General features: G+C 59.9%; 18 protein-coding genes and 1 riboswitch. Of the genes, 9 read left to right on the forward strand and 9 right to left on the reverse strand.

The genetic code is table 11. The features are described from left to right. Positions 1–109 precede the first annotated feature (109 nt). Positions 110–1,678: a 2-isopropylmalate synthase gene (locus JNX03_RS15515; protein ID WP_203209905.1), complete on the reverse strand. Its 1,569-nt coding sequence runs from the start codon at positions 1,676–1,678 to the stop codon at positions 110–112. Positions 1,679–1,983: 305 nt separating this feature from the next. Here JNX03_RS15515 and JNX03_RS15520 point away from each other — a divergent pair, with 305 nt between their 5' ends. Beyond that, complete coding sequence (locus JNX03_RS15520; RefSeq protein WP_203209906.1) at positions 1,984–2,649, forward strand: SDR family NAD(P)-dependent oxidoreductase; 666 nt, start codon at positions 1,984–1,986, stop codon at positions 2,647–2,649. Beyond that, on the forward strand, positions 2,643–4,172 hold the full coding sequence (locus JNX03_RS15525) for a cryptochrome/photolyase family protein (RefSeq protein ID WP_203212266.1): 1,530 nt from the start codon (positions 2,643–2,645) through the stop codon (positions 4,170–4,172). Before JNX03_RS15520 ends, JNX03_RS15525 begins: the two co-directional genes overlap by 7 nt. 15 nt (positions 4,173–4,187) lie before the next feature. Here the strand turns inward: JNX03_RS15525 and JNX03_RS15530 are convergent, their stop codons facing one another. The 3 genes from JNX03_RS15530 to JNX03_RS15540 form a co-directional block, all read right to left on the reverse strand. Then, complete coding sequence (locus JNX03_RS15530; protein WP_203209907.1) at positions 4,188–4,613, reverse strand: acyl-CoA thioesterase; 426 nt, start codon at positions 4,611–4,613, stop codon at positions 4,188–4,190. Between the two features lie 75 nt (positions 4,614–4,688). Beyond that, complete coding sequence (locus JNX03_RS15535) at positions 4,689–5,033, reverse strand: antibiotic biosynthesis monooxygenase family protein (protein ID WP_203209908.1); 345 nt, start codon at positions 5,031–5,033, stop codon at positions 4,689–4,691. After that, positions 5,030–5,353: an NIPSNAP family protein gene (locus tag JNX03_RS15540; RefSeq protein WP_203209909.1), complete on the reverse strand. Its 324-nt coding sequence runs from the start codon at positions 5,351–5,353 to the stop codon at positions 5,030–5,032. The genes JNX03_RS15535 and JNX03_RS15540 overlap by 4 nt, the downstream gene beginning before the upstream one ends. A gap of 70 nt (positions 5,354–5,423) precedes the next feature. On the opposite strand from JNX03_RS15540, the gene JNX03_RS15545 reads away from it, so the two are divergent. Further along, a complete protein-coding gene (locus tag JNX03_RS15545) occupies positions 5,424–6,107 on the forward strand; it encodes an ArsR/SmtB family transcription factor (protein ID WP_203209910.1) in 684 nt (227 codons plus the stop codon). On the opposite strand, the gene JNX03_RS15550 is transcribed toward JNX03_RS15545, so the two are convergent. The 4 genes from JNX03_RS15550 to JNX03_RS15565 form a co-directional block, all read right to left on the reverse strand. Beyond that, positions 6,104–6,904 (reverse strand): alpha/beta hydrolase family esterase, encoded by an 801-nt coding sequence (locus JNX03_RS15550; protein ID WP_203209911.1) that lies wholly within the window; start codon positions 6,902–6,904, stop codon positions 6,104–6,106. The two genes, JNX03_RS15545 and JNX03_RS15550, sit on opposite strands and share 4 nt — an antisense overlap. Positions 6,905–6,936: 32 nt before the next feature. Continuing rightward, complete coding sequence (locus JNX03_RS15555; RefSeq protein ID WP_203240807.1) at positions 6,937–7,416, reverse strand: hypothetical protein; 480 nt, start codon at positions 7,414–7,416, stop codon at positions 6,937–6,939. 49 nt (positions 7,417–7,465) lie between these two features. Further along, complete coding sequence (locus JNX03_RS15560; RefSeq protein WP_203209913.1) at positions 7,466–9,124, reverse strand: NAD+ synthase; 1,659 nt, start codon at positions 9,122–9,124, stop codon at positions 7,466–7,468. A 91-nt stretch (positions 9,125–9,215) separates the two neighbouring features. Further along, on the reverse strand, positions 9,216–9,641 hold the full coding sequence (locus tag JNX03_RS15565) for a GFA family protein (protein ID WP_203209914.1): 426 nt from the start codon (positions 9,639–9,641) through the stop codon (positions 9,216–9,218). Between the two features lie 194 nt (positions 9,642–9,835). Between JNX03_RS15565 and JNX03_RS15570 the strand changes: the two genes are divergently transcribed. The 4 genes from JNX03_RS15570 (at position 9,836) to JNX03_RS15585 (ending at position 14,502) form a co-directional block, all read left to right on the forward strand. Further along, the gene (locus JNX03_RS15570; protein WP_203209915.1) at positions 9,836–11,224 is read left to right on the forward strand and encodes an MORN repeat-containing protein; all 1,389 of its coding nucleotides are present in this window, start codon (positions 9,836–9,838) and stop codon (positions 11,222–11,224) included. A 21-nt stretch (positions 11,225–11,245) separates the two neighbouring features. Beyond that, positions 11,246–11,647, forward strand: coding sequence for a DUF1801 domain-containing protein (locus tag JNX03_RS15575; protein ID WP_203209916.1), 402 nt, complete (start codon positions 11,246–11,248; stop codon positions 11,645–11,647). A gap of 62 nt (positions 11,648–11,709) precedes the next feature. Then, positions 11,710–13,047: a glutamate--tRNA ligase gene (gene gltX, locus JNX03_RS15580; protein WP_203209917.1), complete on the forward strand. Its 1,338-nt coding sequence runs from the start codon at positions 11,710–11,712 to the stop codon at positions 13,045–13,047. A 57-nt stretch (positions 13,048–13,104) separates the two neighbouring features. Further along, positions 13,105–14,502, forward strand: coding sequence for an MATE family efflux transporter (locus JNX03_RS15585; protein WP_203209918.1), 1,398 nt, complete (start codon positions 13,105–13,107; stop codon positions 14,500–14,502). On the opposite strand, the gene JNX03_RS15590 is transcribed toward JNX03_RS15585, so the two are convergent. Further along, positions 14,482–15,039: a gamma-glutamylcyclotransferase family protein gene (locus JNX03_RS15590; protein WP_203209919.1), complete on the reverse strand. Its 558-nt coding sequence runs from the start codon at positions 15,037–15,039 to the stop codon at positions 14,482–14,484. The two genes, JNX03_RS15585 and JNX03_RS15590, sit on opposite strands and share 21 nt — an antisense overlap. Positions 15,040–15,132: 93 nt before the next feature. After that, positions 15,133–15,221: riboswitch (glycine riboswitch) on the forward strand. A 152-nt stretch (positions 15,222–15,373) separates the two neighbouring features. Between JNX03_RS15590 and gcvT the strand changes: the two genes are divergently transcribed. Both gcvT and gcvH read left to right on the forward strand, forming a co-directional pair. Next, positions 15,374–16,498 carry a glycine cleavage system aminomethyltransferase GcvT gene (gene gcvT, locus JNX03_RS15595; protein WP_203209920.1) on the forward strand — a complete coding sequence of 375 codons (1,125 nt, stop codon included), beginning with the start codon at positions 15,374–15,376 and terminating at the stop codon, positions 16,496–16,498. Between the two features lie 19 nt (positions 16,499–16,517). After that, positions 16,518–16,877, forward strand: coding sequence for a glycine cleavage system protein GcvH (gene gcvH / locus JNX03_RS15600; RefSeq protein ID WP_203209921.1), 360 nt, complete (start codon positions 16,518–16,520; stop codon positions 16,875–16,877).

The following is a 16,877-nucleotide window of genomic DNA, read 5'->3' on the forward strand; positions in this document are numbered from 1 at the left end:
GGCGTAGTGATTTCAGCCAACTTCATTTCTTTTGCAGGTCAGATATATCCCGGGGGTCCGGGGGCAGCGCCCCCGGTTGGTCGGACCGCATCTGCGGTCCGAAACCCCTTTAGCTCACGTCTTTGTAGCTGACCTCGCGTTTGTCCGTGCCGCCTTTTTCGCGGCGGACCAACAAACGGTTCAGTGCGTGCACATAGGCGCGGACCGATGCCACAACCGTGTCAGTGTCCGCCGATTGGCCTGTGACGATCCGACCGTCCTCTTCCATGCGCACAGAAACCGTGGCCTGCGCATCTGTGCCCTCCGTCACCGCATGTACCTGATAAAGCTGCAAGCGCGCATCATGGGGCACAATGGCTTTGACGCAGTTGAATGCTGCGTCCACAGGGCCATCGCCGGTCTGTTCGGTGCTGTGCTCCTCGCCGTTCACATCAAGCACCATCCGCGCCTGATTTGGGCCTTCGGTGCCGCAGATCACATGCATCGACTTGAGCTTGATCTGGTCTGCCTCGCTGTCGGTTGCGGTGCGCATGAGAGCGATGAGGTCGTCATCATAGACCTCCTTCTTGCGATCGGCGAGTTCTTTGAACCGGACAAACACATCCTTGAGCTGGTTGTCGCCGAGCTCGAACCCGAGGTTCTCCAGCTTGGAGCGCAGCGCGGCCCGGCCCGAATGCTTGCCCATCACGATATTGGTTTCGGTCAGGCCCACATCTTCGGGGCGCATGATCTCGAAGGTTTCGGCGTTCTTGAGCATACCGTCCTGGTGGATGCCGCTTTCGTGGGCAAAGGCGTTTTTGCCTACAATGGCCTTGTTAAATTGCACCGCAAAGCCAGACACCGCCGCGACGCGGCGCGAGATGTTCATGATCTTGGTGCTGTCGATGCCGGTCTGGAACGGCATGATGTCATTGCGCACTTTCAGGGCCATCACGACCTCTTCGAGCGCGGTGTTGCCCGCTCGTTCTCCAAGGCCGTTGATCGTGCACTCGATCTGGCGTGCACCCGCCTCAACCGCGGCAAGGCTGTTGGCGGTCGCCATGCCCAGATCGTTGTGGCAGTGGGTGGCAAAGATGATCTCATCCGCGCCGGGCACGTTTTCGAGCAGTTTTGCTATCAGATCGGCGCTTTCGCGCGGGGCGGTATAGCCAACGGTGTCGGGAATGTTGATCGTTGTCGCACCCGCCTTGATCGCGATTTCCACGACCCGGTAGAGGTAGTCCAATTCGGTGCGCGTGGCATCCATTGGCGACCATTGCACATTGTCGCAAAGGTTGCGGGCGTGGGTTACGGTTTCGTGGATACGGTCGGCCATTTCGTCCATGGTCAGGTTCGGAATGGCGCGGTGCAGCGGCGAGGTGCCGATAAAAGTGTGGATGCGCGGCTGAGGGGCATGTTTCACCGCTTCCCAACAGCGGTCGATGTCGCCAAATTGCGCACGGGCCAACCCGCAAATGACGCTGTTCTTGGACAGGCGGGCAATCTCGCTCACTGCGTTGAAGTCTCCTTCGGAGGCAATGGGAAAGCCGGCCTCGATGATATCGACGCCCATTTCGTCCAGAAGACCCGCAATTTCGAGCTTTTCGGCGTGGGTCATGGTCGCGCCGGGGGATTGTTCCCCATCGCGCAACGTGGTGTCAAAAATCAAGACGCGGTCTTGTTTGGATATATCTGTCATGTCTGGGTCTTTCTTGTCTGCTTTGAAATCCATTGGCGCGCGGCACATCCCCCTGAGCGGGCGCGCCGGAATGGCACGCTCAGAGGCGGATTAGTAGCAGCAGGTTGGCACGCAGCATGGCCGCGCAGGGGCGCGGCAGGGTTGGGATATGGGCGGCGTGTGTCATGGGGCGTAGTTATACCGGTGCATTTGCAAATGGAAAGGGGGTGAATGATCTTTGTTGTTGCGAGCGTGGCGCGGGGGTGGCTGAGTTATTTGGTCAAATGAAAGATTGATCCGCGTCTTTGCACCGCTAGTTCCGGGATATGAGAGATGTTTTGATCATTGGGTCCAGCGGCGGGATCGGTTCGGCACTGGTGCAGGCACATCAGGCACGCGGGGATCGTGTGGTGGGCCTGTCGCGGTCCGGCGACGGGTTCGATGTGACGGACCCTGTCAGCGTTGCGCATCATTTGGGGCGGCTGGCGGGGCCGTTTGATCAGGTGATTGTCGCCAGCGGCGCGTTGGAGATTGGCGGCGCGGCGCCGGAAAAGACCATTCGTGCGGTGCGCAAGGACGCGATAATGGATCAATTTGCGCTCAATGCGGTTGGTCCGGCGCTGGTATTGGCACAGGCGCATAAGTTGCTGCCCAAGGACCGCCAGGCGGTTTTTGCGGTCTTGTCGGCGCGGGTGGGGTCGATTGGCGACAACCGTTTGGGGGGTTGGATCAGCTATCGCAGTGCCAAGGCGGCGGTGAACCAGATTGTACATACGGCAGCGATCGAATTGTCCCGCAGCCATCCGCAGAGCATCTGCGTGGCGCTGCATCCAGGCACCGTGGCCACGCCGTTTACCGAAGCCTATCTGGGCCGCCATCCCGCAGTACCAGCGGAGGAAGCGGCACAGAATCTGCTGGGTGTGATGGATGGGCTGACCCCTTCGCAAACGGGTGGGTTTTTTGATTGGTCGGGCGCAGAGGTGCCGTGGTGAGCCGGTTGATCTTGGTGCTTGGGGATCAATTGTCCGAGGGGCTCAGCGCTTTGGCAGAGGCGGACAAGGACAGCGATATCGTGGTGATGGCCGAGGTTGCGGACGAGGCCGGCTATGTGCGTCATCACCCCAAGAAAATCGCGCTGGTCTTTGCTGCGATGCGCCAGTTTGCACATCAGTTGGAAGGGGGCGGCTGGGATCTGCGCTATACCCGGCTGGACGATACGCACAATGCCGGCTCCATCGTCGGAGAGCTGCTGCGCCGGGCGGAAGAGACCGGGGCGCAAGAGGTGGTCTGCACCGAGCCGGGAGAATGGCGGCTGATCGAAAAGCTGAAGTATGCGCCGATCAAGGTGCGGATGCTGCCCGATGACCGGTTTCTTGCGTCACATGCCGAATTCGAGGACTGGGCCGAGGGGCGCAAAGCTTTGCGGATGGAGTATTTCTATCGCGAGATGCGGCGCAAAACCGGTTTGCTGATGGAAGGCGATGACCCCGCTGGCGGGCAGTGGAACTATGATCACGACAACCGCAAACCTGCACCGGACGACGTGGATTACGACGGGCCGTTGCGGTTTGAGCCCGACGCGCTCACCAAAGAGGTGCTCGAACTGGTAGAGGCACGGTTTGCCGACCATTTTGGTGATCTTTATCCCTTCGAATTTGCGACCACGCGAGCGCAGGCACTGAAGGCTTTGGATCACTTCGTCACCCATGCGCTGCCTAAATTCGGAGACTATCAGGATGCCATGTTGGAGGAACATGAGACCCTCTATCATGCGGTACTGTCGCCATATCTGAATATCGGTTTGCTGGGTCCGCTCGAGATTTGCCGGGCGGCGGAACAGGCTTGGCAGGACGGTGACGTGCCGATCAACGCTGCCGAGGGGTTCATCCGCCAGATCATCGGCTGGCGCGAATATGTGCGGGGCATCTATTTTCTCGAAGGGCCAGACTATGTCACCCGGAATGCCTTGGGTCATAATCGGGATCTGCCTGACTTCTACTGGGGCGCGGAAACAAAAATGAACTGTGTGGCCCATGCGGTGCGCCAGACCCAGACCAGTGCCTATGCCCATCACATTCAGCGGCTCATGGTGACGGGCAATTTTGCCCTTCTGGCCGGAGTGGACCCCGCGCAGGTGCATGAATGGTATCTGGAGGTTTACGCCGATGCGTTTGAATGGGTCGAGGCACCCAACACCATCGGGATGAGCCAATTTGCCGATGGTGGGGTCATTGCCTCCAAGCCCTATGTGTCATCCGGGGCGTATATCAACCGGATGTCGAACTACTGCAAAGGTTGCGACTACAAGGTCAGTGTGAAGACGGGAGAGGGAGCCTGCCCTTTCAACCTGCTGTATTGGCATTTTCTGGACCGGCACCGGGACAGGTTCAAAGACAATGCGCGGATGGGCAATATGTACCGCACATGGGATCGGATGGATGGTGACCGGCGCGAAACCGTTTTGAAAGATGCAGGCGAATGGCTTAAACGATTGGACGCAGGCGAAGTGGTTTAAGCCAGGATCCTGCCCCTAGGCTTCCCCGTCCGTGATCAGCCAATCGTCCAGCGTTGCCTTGACAGGGGCCGGCCAGGGCACGGAGGTATGTTTGTCCAGATCAGAGGCCGCGAGAACCTGTGTGCTGTTCCAACGTTTTTCGCCCTTGCAGCTGATCTCGTGCTTGAGGGTTACAGAGGACCGTCCGACGCGCACAACCCGCAGTTCAAACGTCAGGGTTTGGCCAAACAGCGATGGGATCGAGAAATCGCAGGTCAGGTGAACCGTGGGTGTGCCCCAGCGCTCTTTCCAGATGATTTCATGCCAAGGATAGCCGATGTGCGCCCAGTATTCCTCGTTCACGCCGTTCAGAAGATTGAGGTAGGAGGGGAAATAGGCGGTGCCCGAAATATCGCAATCGCCAAATCGCAGTTCGCGGTCGGTGACAAATACCTTGCCCATGCTGCAGGGCTCCTTTGGTTGTGATCCGGCCCCTGTTTAGCGTGAAACACGGGCCGGTCACAATGCAGCGCAGGATCAGCCGTGGCTGGCGCGGCTGTCGTCCGGTGCCTCGTCGCGGTCGGACAGGCCATAATCGCGGATCACATGGGCGATGCGCAGATGATAATCGGTAAAAATACTCGCCCGCCCCCTGGCCTGCGCCTTGCGATGGGCTGCCAGTTTGCGCCAGTTTTGCACGGCTTCTTCATCGCGGAAGAATGACAGGGACAACAACTTGTCCGGGTTGGTCAGACTTTGAAACCTTTCGACAGAGATAAACCCGTCCACCTGATCGACCAGCGGTTTCATCTCAGCGGCAAGGTCGAGGTAATCGTCTTTGCGGTCCGGGTGCGGCATCACTTCGAATATTACAGCGATCATTTTTGCGCTCCATGCGGTGTGGACACCAGCTTGAGAAAGGTCCGGTCCTCGCGCAAGAGGAACTTTTCGGATTGGGCAAACTCATAATTCTCGCGGCCCAGCGGATCTGCGGCCAACCGGGCGCGATAGGCCTCATAAGCGGCCAGATCCGGGATGTTATAGATGCCATAGGCAAGGGTGCTGGACCCTTCGTGAGGGGCGTAATAACCGATCAGATCGGCGCCGCAGCGCGGGATCGCCTGACCCCAGTTGCGGGCGTATTGTTCGAAGGCGGCTTTCTTGGTGGGATCGATGTGGTATTTGATGATGCAGGTCAGCATGGGTGTCTCCTTGTTGCTGGCCCGGTTCTAGCGGATTGATCGGCGGCAATGCTTCGGCTATGGTCGAAGTATGAAAGACGGCCCAGACATATCCCGCATTGCGGCGCTGATCGGTGATCCGGCCCGCGCCAATATCCTGACCGCGCTGATGGCGGGCAAGGCCCTGACCGCGACCGAACTGGCCGGAGAGGCGGGCGTGACCGTGCAAACCGCCAGCGCCCATTTGTCCAAACTGGAGGCGGCGGAGATGATCCAGTGCCGCAAATCCGGGCGGCACAAGTATTTCACGCTTGGCAATGACGATGTGGCCCATGCGCTTGAGGCGCTGATGGGATTGGCGGCCGGCGCTGGGCATCTGCGCACCCGCACCGGCCCCCGCGATGCGGCGCTGCGCGAGGCGCGGGTTTGCTACAGCCACTTGGCGGGCGAGAAGGGCATCGCGCTCTATCAGGGTTTATTGGCGCGCGGGATGCTGCATGAAACCGGAGAGTCGGTGAGCCTCACCCCAAAAGGTGAAGTGTTCTTGACAGAATTCGGTGTTGATCTGGCCGCGCTCAAACGCAGCAAAACCCCGCTCTGCCGGTCCTGTCTGGATTGGAGTGCGCGGCAAACCCATCTGGCGGGCAGTGTCGGACGGGCCATTCTGGCGCAGATGCAGACCCTCGGCTGGGCACAACGCGAAGACGGTACACGGGTGGTCCGGTTCTCGCCCAAAGGTGAGGCCGCATTTCGGGATGCTTTTGGCCCGGTCTAGAGCTGGCCTTCGGCCTTCAGCCGCTTCAATGCATAGCCAAGGTGCCTGGTGCTAAACGAATGCCCGCCCGGAAACAGGCAATATTCCAGAATATTGCCGGATGCGTTCTTGCGGGTCTTACAGGACAGGTTCAGCGGCTTGCTTTGCGCGGGATTCCCGAAACCTCCAAACTCGCGGTATTGGGACAGCGCATCCATAACCCGGCCCTGATGTGTCTCGCCAATGGGGCGGCCATTCAAGGGGACTGTCCGATCTGCATCGCCGTGGATGTGCAAAATGCTGCGGGCCGGTGCGGTGCAATTTGCGGGCGGTTCCTTCCAGTAGGTGCCGGAAAACGGGACAAAGGCGGCGAAGGGCTGCGGGTGCAGGCAGGCCAGATACCACACCATCATGCCGCCCGCGCTGAAGCCGCTGGCCACAACGCGGGACGGATCGATGTCGAAACGGTTGGTGGCATCGGCGAGGACCGCATCGAAATAGGCAAATTCTGCCGCGCCGGTGCTGTCCATGGTGCGCGGCCCGTTGGGCAGGTTCCAAGAACCATTCACACCCTGCGCCGCGATCAGGGCCAATCCGGCCTCCGATGCCATCCGCCGCAAGGCGCGGTTGCGCATCACCCCGGCGGCGCTGCCGCGATAGCCGTGCGCCCAGATCAACGCGCCGACGGGGCCGGTGCCCGCGTGATCCTGCGGCATGGAGATCCGATAGGACCGTTCACCGATGCGGCAATCACTGTCGGGTCCGCAGGCAAGGGCCGGGGTCGCAAGGAGGCTCAAAAGCAGGGCAAGAATACGCATGAGGGGCAGAGTGCAACGCCCCGCGCCTAGGCTCAATTCACATCCCCGTGCACTGCCGCCTTGCGCAGGGCATTGGCCTCTGCCGCCAGATCATCCACGGATCGGTCTTTCAGGATCAGCTCAGGAATAACGATATGATAGCCGCTGCTGCGCCCGTTGGACCATGAGGTCAGCCGCCGCCAAGCGGTTTGCCGGTCCCGAAAGGCGATGGGGTCATGCAGGGCAAAGCCTAAAAACCGATGCCCCTTCTGGCCGGTGATCACGCCGATGTCCTTGATCTCCACCCATTCTGCCGGTTCGGCGTAATAGCCAGAGATGCCATTTTGATCCATGCGCAGCGCCATAGGCGCACGCAGGGCAACACCGACAAAGTAGAACGTCAACGCGGCACAACCGGCCCCTACTGCGAACGTGACAAAAGGCAATGCGTCCAGCGGGGCGGCGCGTGTCAGGGCCAGACCGAAAAAGCCCAAACAGAACACCGCCAACACCGCAAAGGAGCCGGCGATCATCAGAGATCTGCTGCGCCGGGTCTGCACAAGGATCGGCGGCGTCATCGCCCTAGCTCGGATCGCGCCAGCGGTTCACAATCGGGTAGCGCCGATCCAGCCAAAACGCCCCTTTGGTCAGACGCGGACCGGGGGCGGACTGGAACCGTTTGTATTCGGAAATATAGATCAGATGTTCGACCTTCTTTGCGATATCGCGGTCGAATCCGGCCGCAACACAATCCTCGATCGAGCCGTCCTGATCCACCAGAATATTCAGGATCGCGTCCAGCACTGGATAATCCGGCAGGCTGTCGCTGTCTTTTTGATCCTCGCGCAATTCGGCGGTGGGCGGCTTGGTGATGATCCGGTCCGGGATCATCTCGCCTTCCGGCCCCATCATCCAGTCGCGGTAATTGGCATTGCGCCAGCGGCAGGTCTCAAACACGCGGGTTTTGTACATGTCCTTGATCGGGTTATAGCCCCCCGACATATCGCCGTAGATCGTGGCATAGCCAACCGCAACCTCAGACTTGTTGCCGGTGGTCAACAGCATTTCACCAAATTTGTTGGACATCGCCATCAACAACAATCCACGCAGACGCGATTGGATGTTTTCCTCGGTCAAACCGGGCTCATACCCTTCGAACAACGGGGCAAGCGTATTGGTTATCGCGGCGCGGCCTTCGGAGATTGGCACGTAATCGTAACGGCAGCCCAAAGCCTTGGCGACCGCTTCGGCATCATCGAGCGATGCTTGTGATGTGTATTCGGACGGCAGCATCACACAGCGCACGTTGTCTGCGCCAAGTGCGTCCACTGCGATGGTGGCAACAATGGCGCTGTCGATGCCGCCTGACAGACCCAACAGCACCTTCTTGAACCCGGTTTTGCGCATGTAATCGCGCAGGCCCAGCACCATCACGCGGTAATCTTGCTCCCAGGCATCGGGCAAATGCGCCAGATCCTGCTGCACCACGCGCCAGCCTTCTGGGGTGCGTTCCAGATCGACATGGGTGATCTGCCGTTCAAACGCGGGCAGTTGCATGGCCAGTTTTCCGCCGGGGTTCAGGGCAAAGGATGCACCATCAAAGACCTGATCGTCCTGCCCGCCGATCATATTGAGGTAAATCAGTGGCAGGCCGGTCTCGATCACCCGCGCGACCATCACGTTCATGCGGGTTTCCATCTTGTTGCGATAGTAGGGCGATCCATTGGGCACCAGCAGGAACTCCGCCCCGGTTTCCTCAAGCGTTTCGGCCACATCCGGGTGCCAGGCATCCTCGCATATCGGTGATCCGATGCGGGTGTTGCCAACGGAGTATGGTCCACCCAACGGTCCGGCATCAAAGATGCGCACCTCGTCAAAAACGGTCTCGTTCGGCAGATTGTATTTGAGCGACCGGCTGGCGATTTTGCCGCCTTTCAGGATCAAATAGGCATTATACAGCGCGGTGCCTTCGGCCCACGGCGCCCCAATGGCCAATGCGGGGCCATCCGCACAATCGGCGGCCAATGCCTCAATATGGGTCATCACATCCAGCTGGAACGCGCGTTTCATCACCAGATCCTGCGCGTTGTACCCGGTGATGAACATCTCCGGCAGGGCTACGAGATCGGCGCCTGCCTCCTTGCCCGCTTGCCATGCCTCGCGGGCCAACGCGGCATTGCCTGCCAAATCTCCGACGGTCGGGTTCAACTGACCCAAGGTGATGCGAAACCGGTCTGCCATGCGCTGCCTCGATAGAAAAATACGTCTGACCTGTGATGTAGCAGATCAACGCCGGGGGAAAACCCCAATCGCGTCCAAGTGCCGCGCCGGATCAGCGCGGAGGCAGCCGTTCGAACGCGGGAAGACCCTCAGGAACAAGGTGAAACGGTTGTTGATCCACCATGTAGATCGCCGCTTTGGCCGCGCCAAAACGGGAGGGTTCATCCAGCGTCCCTACCTTGAGCACGACATGATCCCGCGCAGGCAGTTTCGTGAGAATATGCGTTCCGCATTGCCCGCAGAAACATCTGGTGACGGCGCCTTCCAGATCTGGCCGAGTGAACTCTTTCGGGGTGCCTTTGGTCCAGTGGAGACCGTCTTTGGGCATCATCATGAAATAGTTTGGCCCGCCGCCTGAGAAGTACTGACATTCGCGGCAATGGCATTGCGCCTTGAAAACCGGCTTGCCCTCGGCGGCATATTGCAATGCGCCGCAATAGCAGCGGCCCGTGTATTGGGTTTGGGTGTCATCGGTCATGGAAATCTCCTGAATCTGGGGGTAGCCTAGGCCGCTTTTCCAAGGGGGTCGAGGGCCGCAATCCGCTTGCGTCCTTACCCAGACAAAAGACGATTGCCCCCTTTGGCCCCATTGCATAGGCTACCGTTCAAAGGTCGCAGGGGGTGCGACCCAAACCGATCCGGCGCAGTTTCGCGTGAAATGCAGGTATGTCCATGACGCTCCGTTCCTTGTTGCTTTGTCTCTCGTTGTTGCCCTTGCCCGCCTTGGCGCAGGATGGGCAGGTCCAGACCAAACAATATGACGATGGCGGGATCTACGAGGGCAGTTTCCGCGGCGGATTGCAGCACGGGCAAGGCAGCTACAAATTGCCCAACGGCTATGAATACAGCGGCAATTGGGAAGACGGAGAAATCAAAGGCGAAGGCGTGGCCCGTTTTCCCAACGGGTCGGTCTATGAGGGCAACTTTGCCAAGGGCAAGCCGGACGGTTTTGGCAAGATCACCTTTGCCGATGGCGGCACCTATGAAGGGGAATGGGAGGCTGGCGCGATCATGGGGCAGGGCGTTGCGCTTTATGCCAATGGGGTGCGTTATGAGGGACAGTTCCGCAATGCCAAACACCACGGCAAAGGCGTGATGCAAAGCCCAGGCGGTTATGAATATAAGGGCGATTGGGTGGACGGGGCCAAACACGGTGTTGGCACGATCACCTATCCTGATGGTGCGGTCTATGACGGTGATATCCGGCAGGGCAAGCGCCACGGCACCGGAACGCTGACCATGCCCGATGGGCTGATCTACGTGGGCTCATGGAAAGACGGCCAGATTGATGGCACTGGCAAGCTGACCCAAGCCAATGGCGATGTTTACGAAGGCATCCTTGTCAGTGGCCGCCGCGAGGGCCGCGGCAAGGTCACCTATGCCAACGGTGATACCTATGAGGGCACATTCAAGGACGACCGCCGCGATGGGCAGGGCACCTTCACCGGCGCGGACGGCTATGTTTACACCGGCTCCTGGGTGGCGGGCCAGATCGAGGGGCAGGGGACAGTCACCTATCCGGACGGGTCGGTATATGTTGGGTCGTTCCGCAATGATCTGGCCGATGGCGAGGGGAAGATCACCTATCCTGATGGTTCCACCTACGAAGGGGATTGGGCCGGCGGTGTGATTGAAGGGCAGGGCAAGGCGACCTATCCCAATGGCGTCGTTTACGAGGGCAGCTTTAAAAATGCCCGGAACGACGGACAGGGCGTCATGACCTACGCAGATGGTTATCGCTATGAGGGCACATGGAAAGACGGCCAGCGGCACGGACAGGGCAAGGCGACCTACCCTGACGGGACGATCTATGTGGGCGAGTTTGACATGGGCCAACGCCACGGCACCGGCAACATCACCATGGCGAGCGGTTTTGTCTATGAGGGCCAATGGTTCCGGGGCGAGATCGAAGGTCAGGGCAAAGCGACCTATGCCAACGGTGATGTCTATGAGGGTACCTTCAAGGCCGGCAAACGGCAGGGCGCGGGCACCATGCGCTATGCCACCGGCGAAGAGGCCAGTGGAGATTGGGAGAACGGCGCGCTGAACGACGGCGGCTGACCCGGACGACAAGGACGATCGATGGATGAAGTTGCGGAGTTTCTGACAAACGTAGAGCCACCGCGCCGCCATGCAGAGGCGGCCGAGCTGGATGCGCTCTTTCGCAAAGTCACAGGCTGGCAACCGCGATTCTACAAAGGCGGCATGCTGGGGTATGGCCGGTATGATTACACCTACGCCTCTGGCCGCAGCGGCAGCACATTTGCCACCGGTTTTGCACCGCGCAAGGCCAAGTTGTCGATCTATATCATGCCCGGATATGCCAATTTCGACCCCATATTGGCGCGGCTGGGCAAACACAGCAAAGGCAAATCCTGCCTCTACCTCAACAAGCTGGCCGATGCTGACACGGATGTCCTCGCCGAATTGATCCGCGCCGGTCTGCAAGACCTGAACGGTCATTGGCCAGTGCAGCCGACCTAAGCTGTTTACTGGACAATTCTGCGGCGCTGTGACAGGTGACCGTTGCGATAGGAGAATACCAAATGTCCAGCCAAACCGTTACCCGTTTTGCCCCGTCCCCAACCGGATATATCCATGTGGGCAACCTGCGGACCGCCCTGATGAACTATCTGATTGCCCGCAAGGCTGGCGGAACATTCATCCTGCGGATTGACGACACAGATCCAGAGCGCAGCAAAGAAGAATATGTTGATGCAATCAAAGAAGACCTGACATGGCTGGGCCTGCATTGGGACCGGGTCGAACGGCAATCCGAACGGCTCGATCAGTACCACGCTGCGGCGGATGATCTGCGGGCCAAGGGCCGGTTCTACGAGGCATTCGAGACGCCGACCGAGCTGGATCTCAAGCGCAAGAAACAACTGAACATGGGCAAGCCGCCGGTCTATGACCGCGCGGCGCTGGCACTGTCAGAGGATGAAAAGAACGCCCTGCGTGCCGAACGCGGTGATGGGGTGTGGCGCTTCAAGCTGGATCAGGAGCGGATCGAGTGGAATGATGGCATTCTGGGCGATATCTCTATCGATGCCGCTTCTGTGTCGGACCCGGTGTTGATCCGCGGTGACGGGCAGATCCTGTATACGCTGGCCAGTGTTGTGGATGATACCGAAATGGGCGTGACCCATGTTGTGCGCGGCTCTGATCACGTCACAAACACGGCGACGCAGATCCAGATCATGCAGGCGCTGGGCATGGGCAATGTGCCAAGTTTTGCCCACCATTCGCTGTTGACCGGCCCGCAGGGTGAAGCGCTGTCAAAGCGCCTTGGCACCTTGTCTTTGCGTGATCTGCGGGCGCAGGGCATTCAGCCCTATGCCTTGCTCAGTCTGATGGCGCGGCTTGGATCGTCTGATCCGGTGGAACTGCGCACGGATATGGACAGCCTGATCGAGGGCTTTGATATAAATCATTTCGGCTCTGCCCCGACCAAATTTGACGTGCAGGATCTTTTCCCGCTGACCGGACGCTATCTGCAGCAATTGCCGCTTGAGGCCGTAGCAGATGAGATTGCCGCGTTGGGCGTGCCTGCGGATCAAGCGGACCGGTTCTGGTCCGTCACCCGCGAGAACATCTCGACCCTCAAAGATCTAAACGGCTGGTGGGCGATGTTCCGCGATGGCGCTGATCCGGTGATCGAAGAGGGCGACGCGGATTTCATCAAAGAGGCCATGGCGATGCTGCCTGAGATGCCGTTTGACGAAAACACCTGGTCGAGTTGGACCGCCGCCGTCAAAGAGGCCACCGGTCGCAAGGGGCGCGGGCTGTTCCGGCCATTGCGTCTGGCCCTGACAGGGCAGGAAAGTGGGCCGGAAATGGCCGCCGTGATGCCCTTGTTGCAAGTGGTCAAAGCGCGGAAATGATTTGCGGGCCGGGGATCACACATCCGGCCCAAGGCCAGATCAGCGGCGCGGCCGCATATGGCTGATGCACAGGCGAAATTCCTGACCGGCAATCTCTTTGCCCATACCGCCGTGATGGCGTTGACGGCCTCCATCGGGTTGATGGCGGTCTTTGTCGTCGATTTTGTTGATATGATCTTCATTTCGATGCTGGGCAAATCGGAACTGGCTGCCGCCGTCGGCTATGCTGGTGCGATCTTGTTTTTCACCACATCCTTCGGGATTGGATTGGCTATTTCTGCTGGGGCATTGGTGGCACGGGCGCTTGGCTCCGGGGATGCCGAACTGGCGCGGGAACGCACCACCCACGCGCTGAGCTATGGTCTTATGTTCAGCATCGTCTTTGCGGTGATCTTCTGGTTGTCATTGGAATGGATGGTGGCGCTGCTGGGCGCGACAGGGGAAACCGCCGAGCTGAGCGTGCATTTTCTGCAAATCGTGGTGCCAAGCGTGCCCTTCTTGATCCTTGGCATGATGGGCAGTGCGGTCCTGCGTGCCCACGGCGATGCGAGGCGGGCGATGATGGCGACGATCTCGGGCGGCGTGGTCAATGCGGTGCTGGACCCGATCCTGATCTTCGGGCTGGATCTGGAGCTGACCGGCGCGGCAATTGCCTCCTTCGTGGCGCGGCTGGTGATTGCCGTGGTGGCAATCCTGCCGTTGATCCGGATTTATGGGGGCATCGTGCGCCCGCGTCTGGCTGGTATGATCCGCGACCTTGCGCCGGTGCTGGCCATTGCCTTTCCCGCCATTCTTGCACAGATCGCCACCCCCGTAGGCCAGGCCTATGTCACACGGGCGATGGCCGGATATGGTGAAGAGGCGGTGGCGGGCATGGCGATTGTCGGCCGGATGATTCCGGTGGCCTTCGGCGTGGTTTTTGCCCTGTCGGGGGCGGTTGGTCCGATCATCGGCCAGAACTACGGCGCGGGCAACATGGACAGGGTGCGGCGCGGTTTCAATGCGGCGGTCTTGTTCACAGCTTTGGTCACGGTCTTTGTCTCGGCTGTGCTGTTTGCCCTGCGCGGGCCGATTGCCAATCTGTTTGAGGCCACAGGCATTACCCGCGATTTGATCTATCTGTTTTGCGGGCCGCTGTCCTTGGCGTTCTTCTTTCCCGGCGTGTTGTTTGTGGCCAATGCGGCGTTCAACAACCTGGGCCAGCCGTTCCTGTCGACCTTCACCAATTGGGGCCGCAACGCATTGGCGCTGATCCCGCTGGTCTGGCTGGGCGCGATGATCTGGGGCCCGCAAGGTGTGCTGATCGGGCAATCGTTGGCAGGTGTTCTGTTTGGGATCGTCGCCTGGGTGCTGGCGCTGCGCTGCATCGCGCGGGGCGGCAAACCGGGCAAGACAGGGCAAGAGATATTTGGCCGCGAGGGGCGTCTGATGGCGCTATTTCAGGCCCGCCGATAGACGGCTGAGGTGCAGATCCACCAGCGCGGTTTCAGCCTCTGATATGGGTTGGTGCCGCGGATAAATCGGTGCGGCGCGATCATCCAGAATGGGCGTTTCCCAGCCTGACGTCGTGTCAAAGAACCGCTGCACGCCCGCGTCTCCAAACTCACGCAGGAACCCTTGCACCACCACATCAAGGTAGCTGCGCAGGATGCAATGATCGCCGCTATCGACGCGATTGTCGGGCGTCACGCTGTAATGGGCAATCTGCGGCGCTTGGCCCAAAGGATGTGCAACCGCGCCGCCGGAGGGCTGGCGGTCATAGCCGGTTTCGCGCAGGTCCAGCGCCGCCCAATCGGCGCCCGGCACGGCAGCGATCAACCCGTCAATGGTGCATGAGGGGTCAGGCTCCACCGTCAGAAACACCACGTCGCGCAGGCGGGTGCGCACCCATCTGCGCCGCCAGCCCTGCAATTGCGCGGGATGCGCATCCGGATAGGCGTGTGTGTTGCGGTTGACGAGGCTGCCGTAGCCAAAAAAGTAAGGGGTCATCATGGTCTGCCGATCGAATTTAGGCCGCAGACAACACCGGAAGCGACGCGAACACAAGCACGCTTGACGGAATGGTATGCCGCGGCATACCTATAGCCAACCGTCATGGGAGAATCGGCAGAGCGCCGGTGCCGAAGGAGCAACCGCCCCGGAAACTCTCAGGCCACAAGGACCGTGGCGGGCATACGACACTCTGGAGAGTGGTGCGAGCGGCACCCGCCGAAGGGATAACGATCTCAGGCGAAAGGACAGAGGGGGCATCGTGGGCCGCATGTTGCGGTGCATTGGTGCCGGTTGATCAATTGTCGACATCCGGTTGAACAAGGGGACACACCGGATGAGCGATCTGAACCGCACACCACTTTTTGATCTGCATGTTGAGCTAGGCGCCAAGATGGTGCCCTTCGCGGGCTATGAAATGCCCGTGCAATATCCGCTTGGCGTGATGAAGGAACACCAGCATACCCGCGAGGCCGCAGGTCTGTTCGACGTCAGCCACATGGGCCAGGTGATCCTGTCGGGCCCGTCATGGGAGGCGGTCGCAACAGCGTTTGAAACACTGGTGCCGATGGATGTGCTGGGGCTGGGCGATGGCCGGCAGCGCTATGGGTTGTTCACCAATGACGCTGGCGGAATCGAAGATGATCTGATGTTTGCCCGGCGCGGCGATGATCTGTTCGTGGTGGTGAACGCTGCGTGCAAGACGGCCGATATTGCCCGCATGAAGGCGGCGCTCGAACCTGAGATCACCGTGACTGCCTTGACGGATCGCGCGCTGATCGCGGTGCAGGGGCCTGGCGCAGAGGCGGCGGTTGCCGCGATGGATGCCGCGGCGGCAGATATGACGTTTATGGATGTGCGAGACCTGACACTGGACGGGATCGCGGTTTGGGCCTCCCGGTCCGGCTATACAGGCGAGGACGGCTATGAAATTTCCGTGCCTGAGGCGCAGGCCGAAGCGCTGACGCGCAAGCTGTTGGCGCAAGACGGGGTCGAGGCGATTGGCCTTGGCGCACGGGATTCCCTGCGCCTTGAGGCCGGGCTTTGCCTTTATGGACATGACATCGACGCCACAACTAACCCTGTCGAGGGCGCATTGAACTGGGCCGTGCAAAAGGTACGCCGTGCAGGCGGCGACCGCGCTGGCGGGTTTCCGGGCGCAGAGCCCGTGATGGCCGCCTTTGAAAACGGCGCCGCCCGCAAGCGTGTGGGGCTGTTGCCTGAAGGACGCGCCCCGATGCGCGAAGGCGTGGCGATTTTTGATGCGGCCGAAGGTGGCACACAGGTTGGCACGGTCACTTCCGGCGGTTTTGGCCCGACTTTCGGCGGGCCGGTCGCGATGGGATATGTCGCCACAGAGCACAGCAAAATTGGCACGCCTCTTTGGGGCGAGGTCCGCGGCAAACGTCTGCCATTGACGATTGCCAAGCTGCCCTTTGTAGCGGCAAACTTCAAAAGATAATCAACAAAGGAACGACAACATGAAATTTACCGAAGAACACGAATGGCTGCGCGTTGAAGGCGATGAAGTGGTTGTGGGCATTACGATCCACGCGGCAGAGCAATTGGGCGACGTCGTTTTTGTGGAACTGCCCGAAGAAGGCACAACCGTCAGTAAAGACGACGAAGTGGTGGTGATCGAATCTGTCAAAGCCGCTTCTGACATCCTTGCCCCGATTGATGGTGAGATCACCGAAGTGAACAGCGCACTGACCGACAATCCCAGCATGGTCAATGACGACCCGCAGGGCGAAGCGTGGTTTTTCAAGCTCAAGGTCAGCGATGCATCGCAGATGGACGAGTTTATGGATGAAGCCGGATACCAGGCCTTCATCGGGTAA

The sequence above is a fragment of the Sulfitobacter mediterraneus genome (assembly GCF_016801775.1).
Taxonomy (GTDB): Bacteria; Pseudomonadota; Alphaproteobacteria; order Rhodobacterales; family Rhodobacteraceae; genus Sulfitobacter; species Sulfitobacter mediterraneus_A.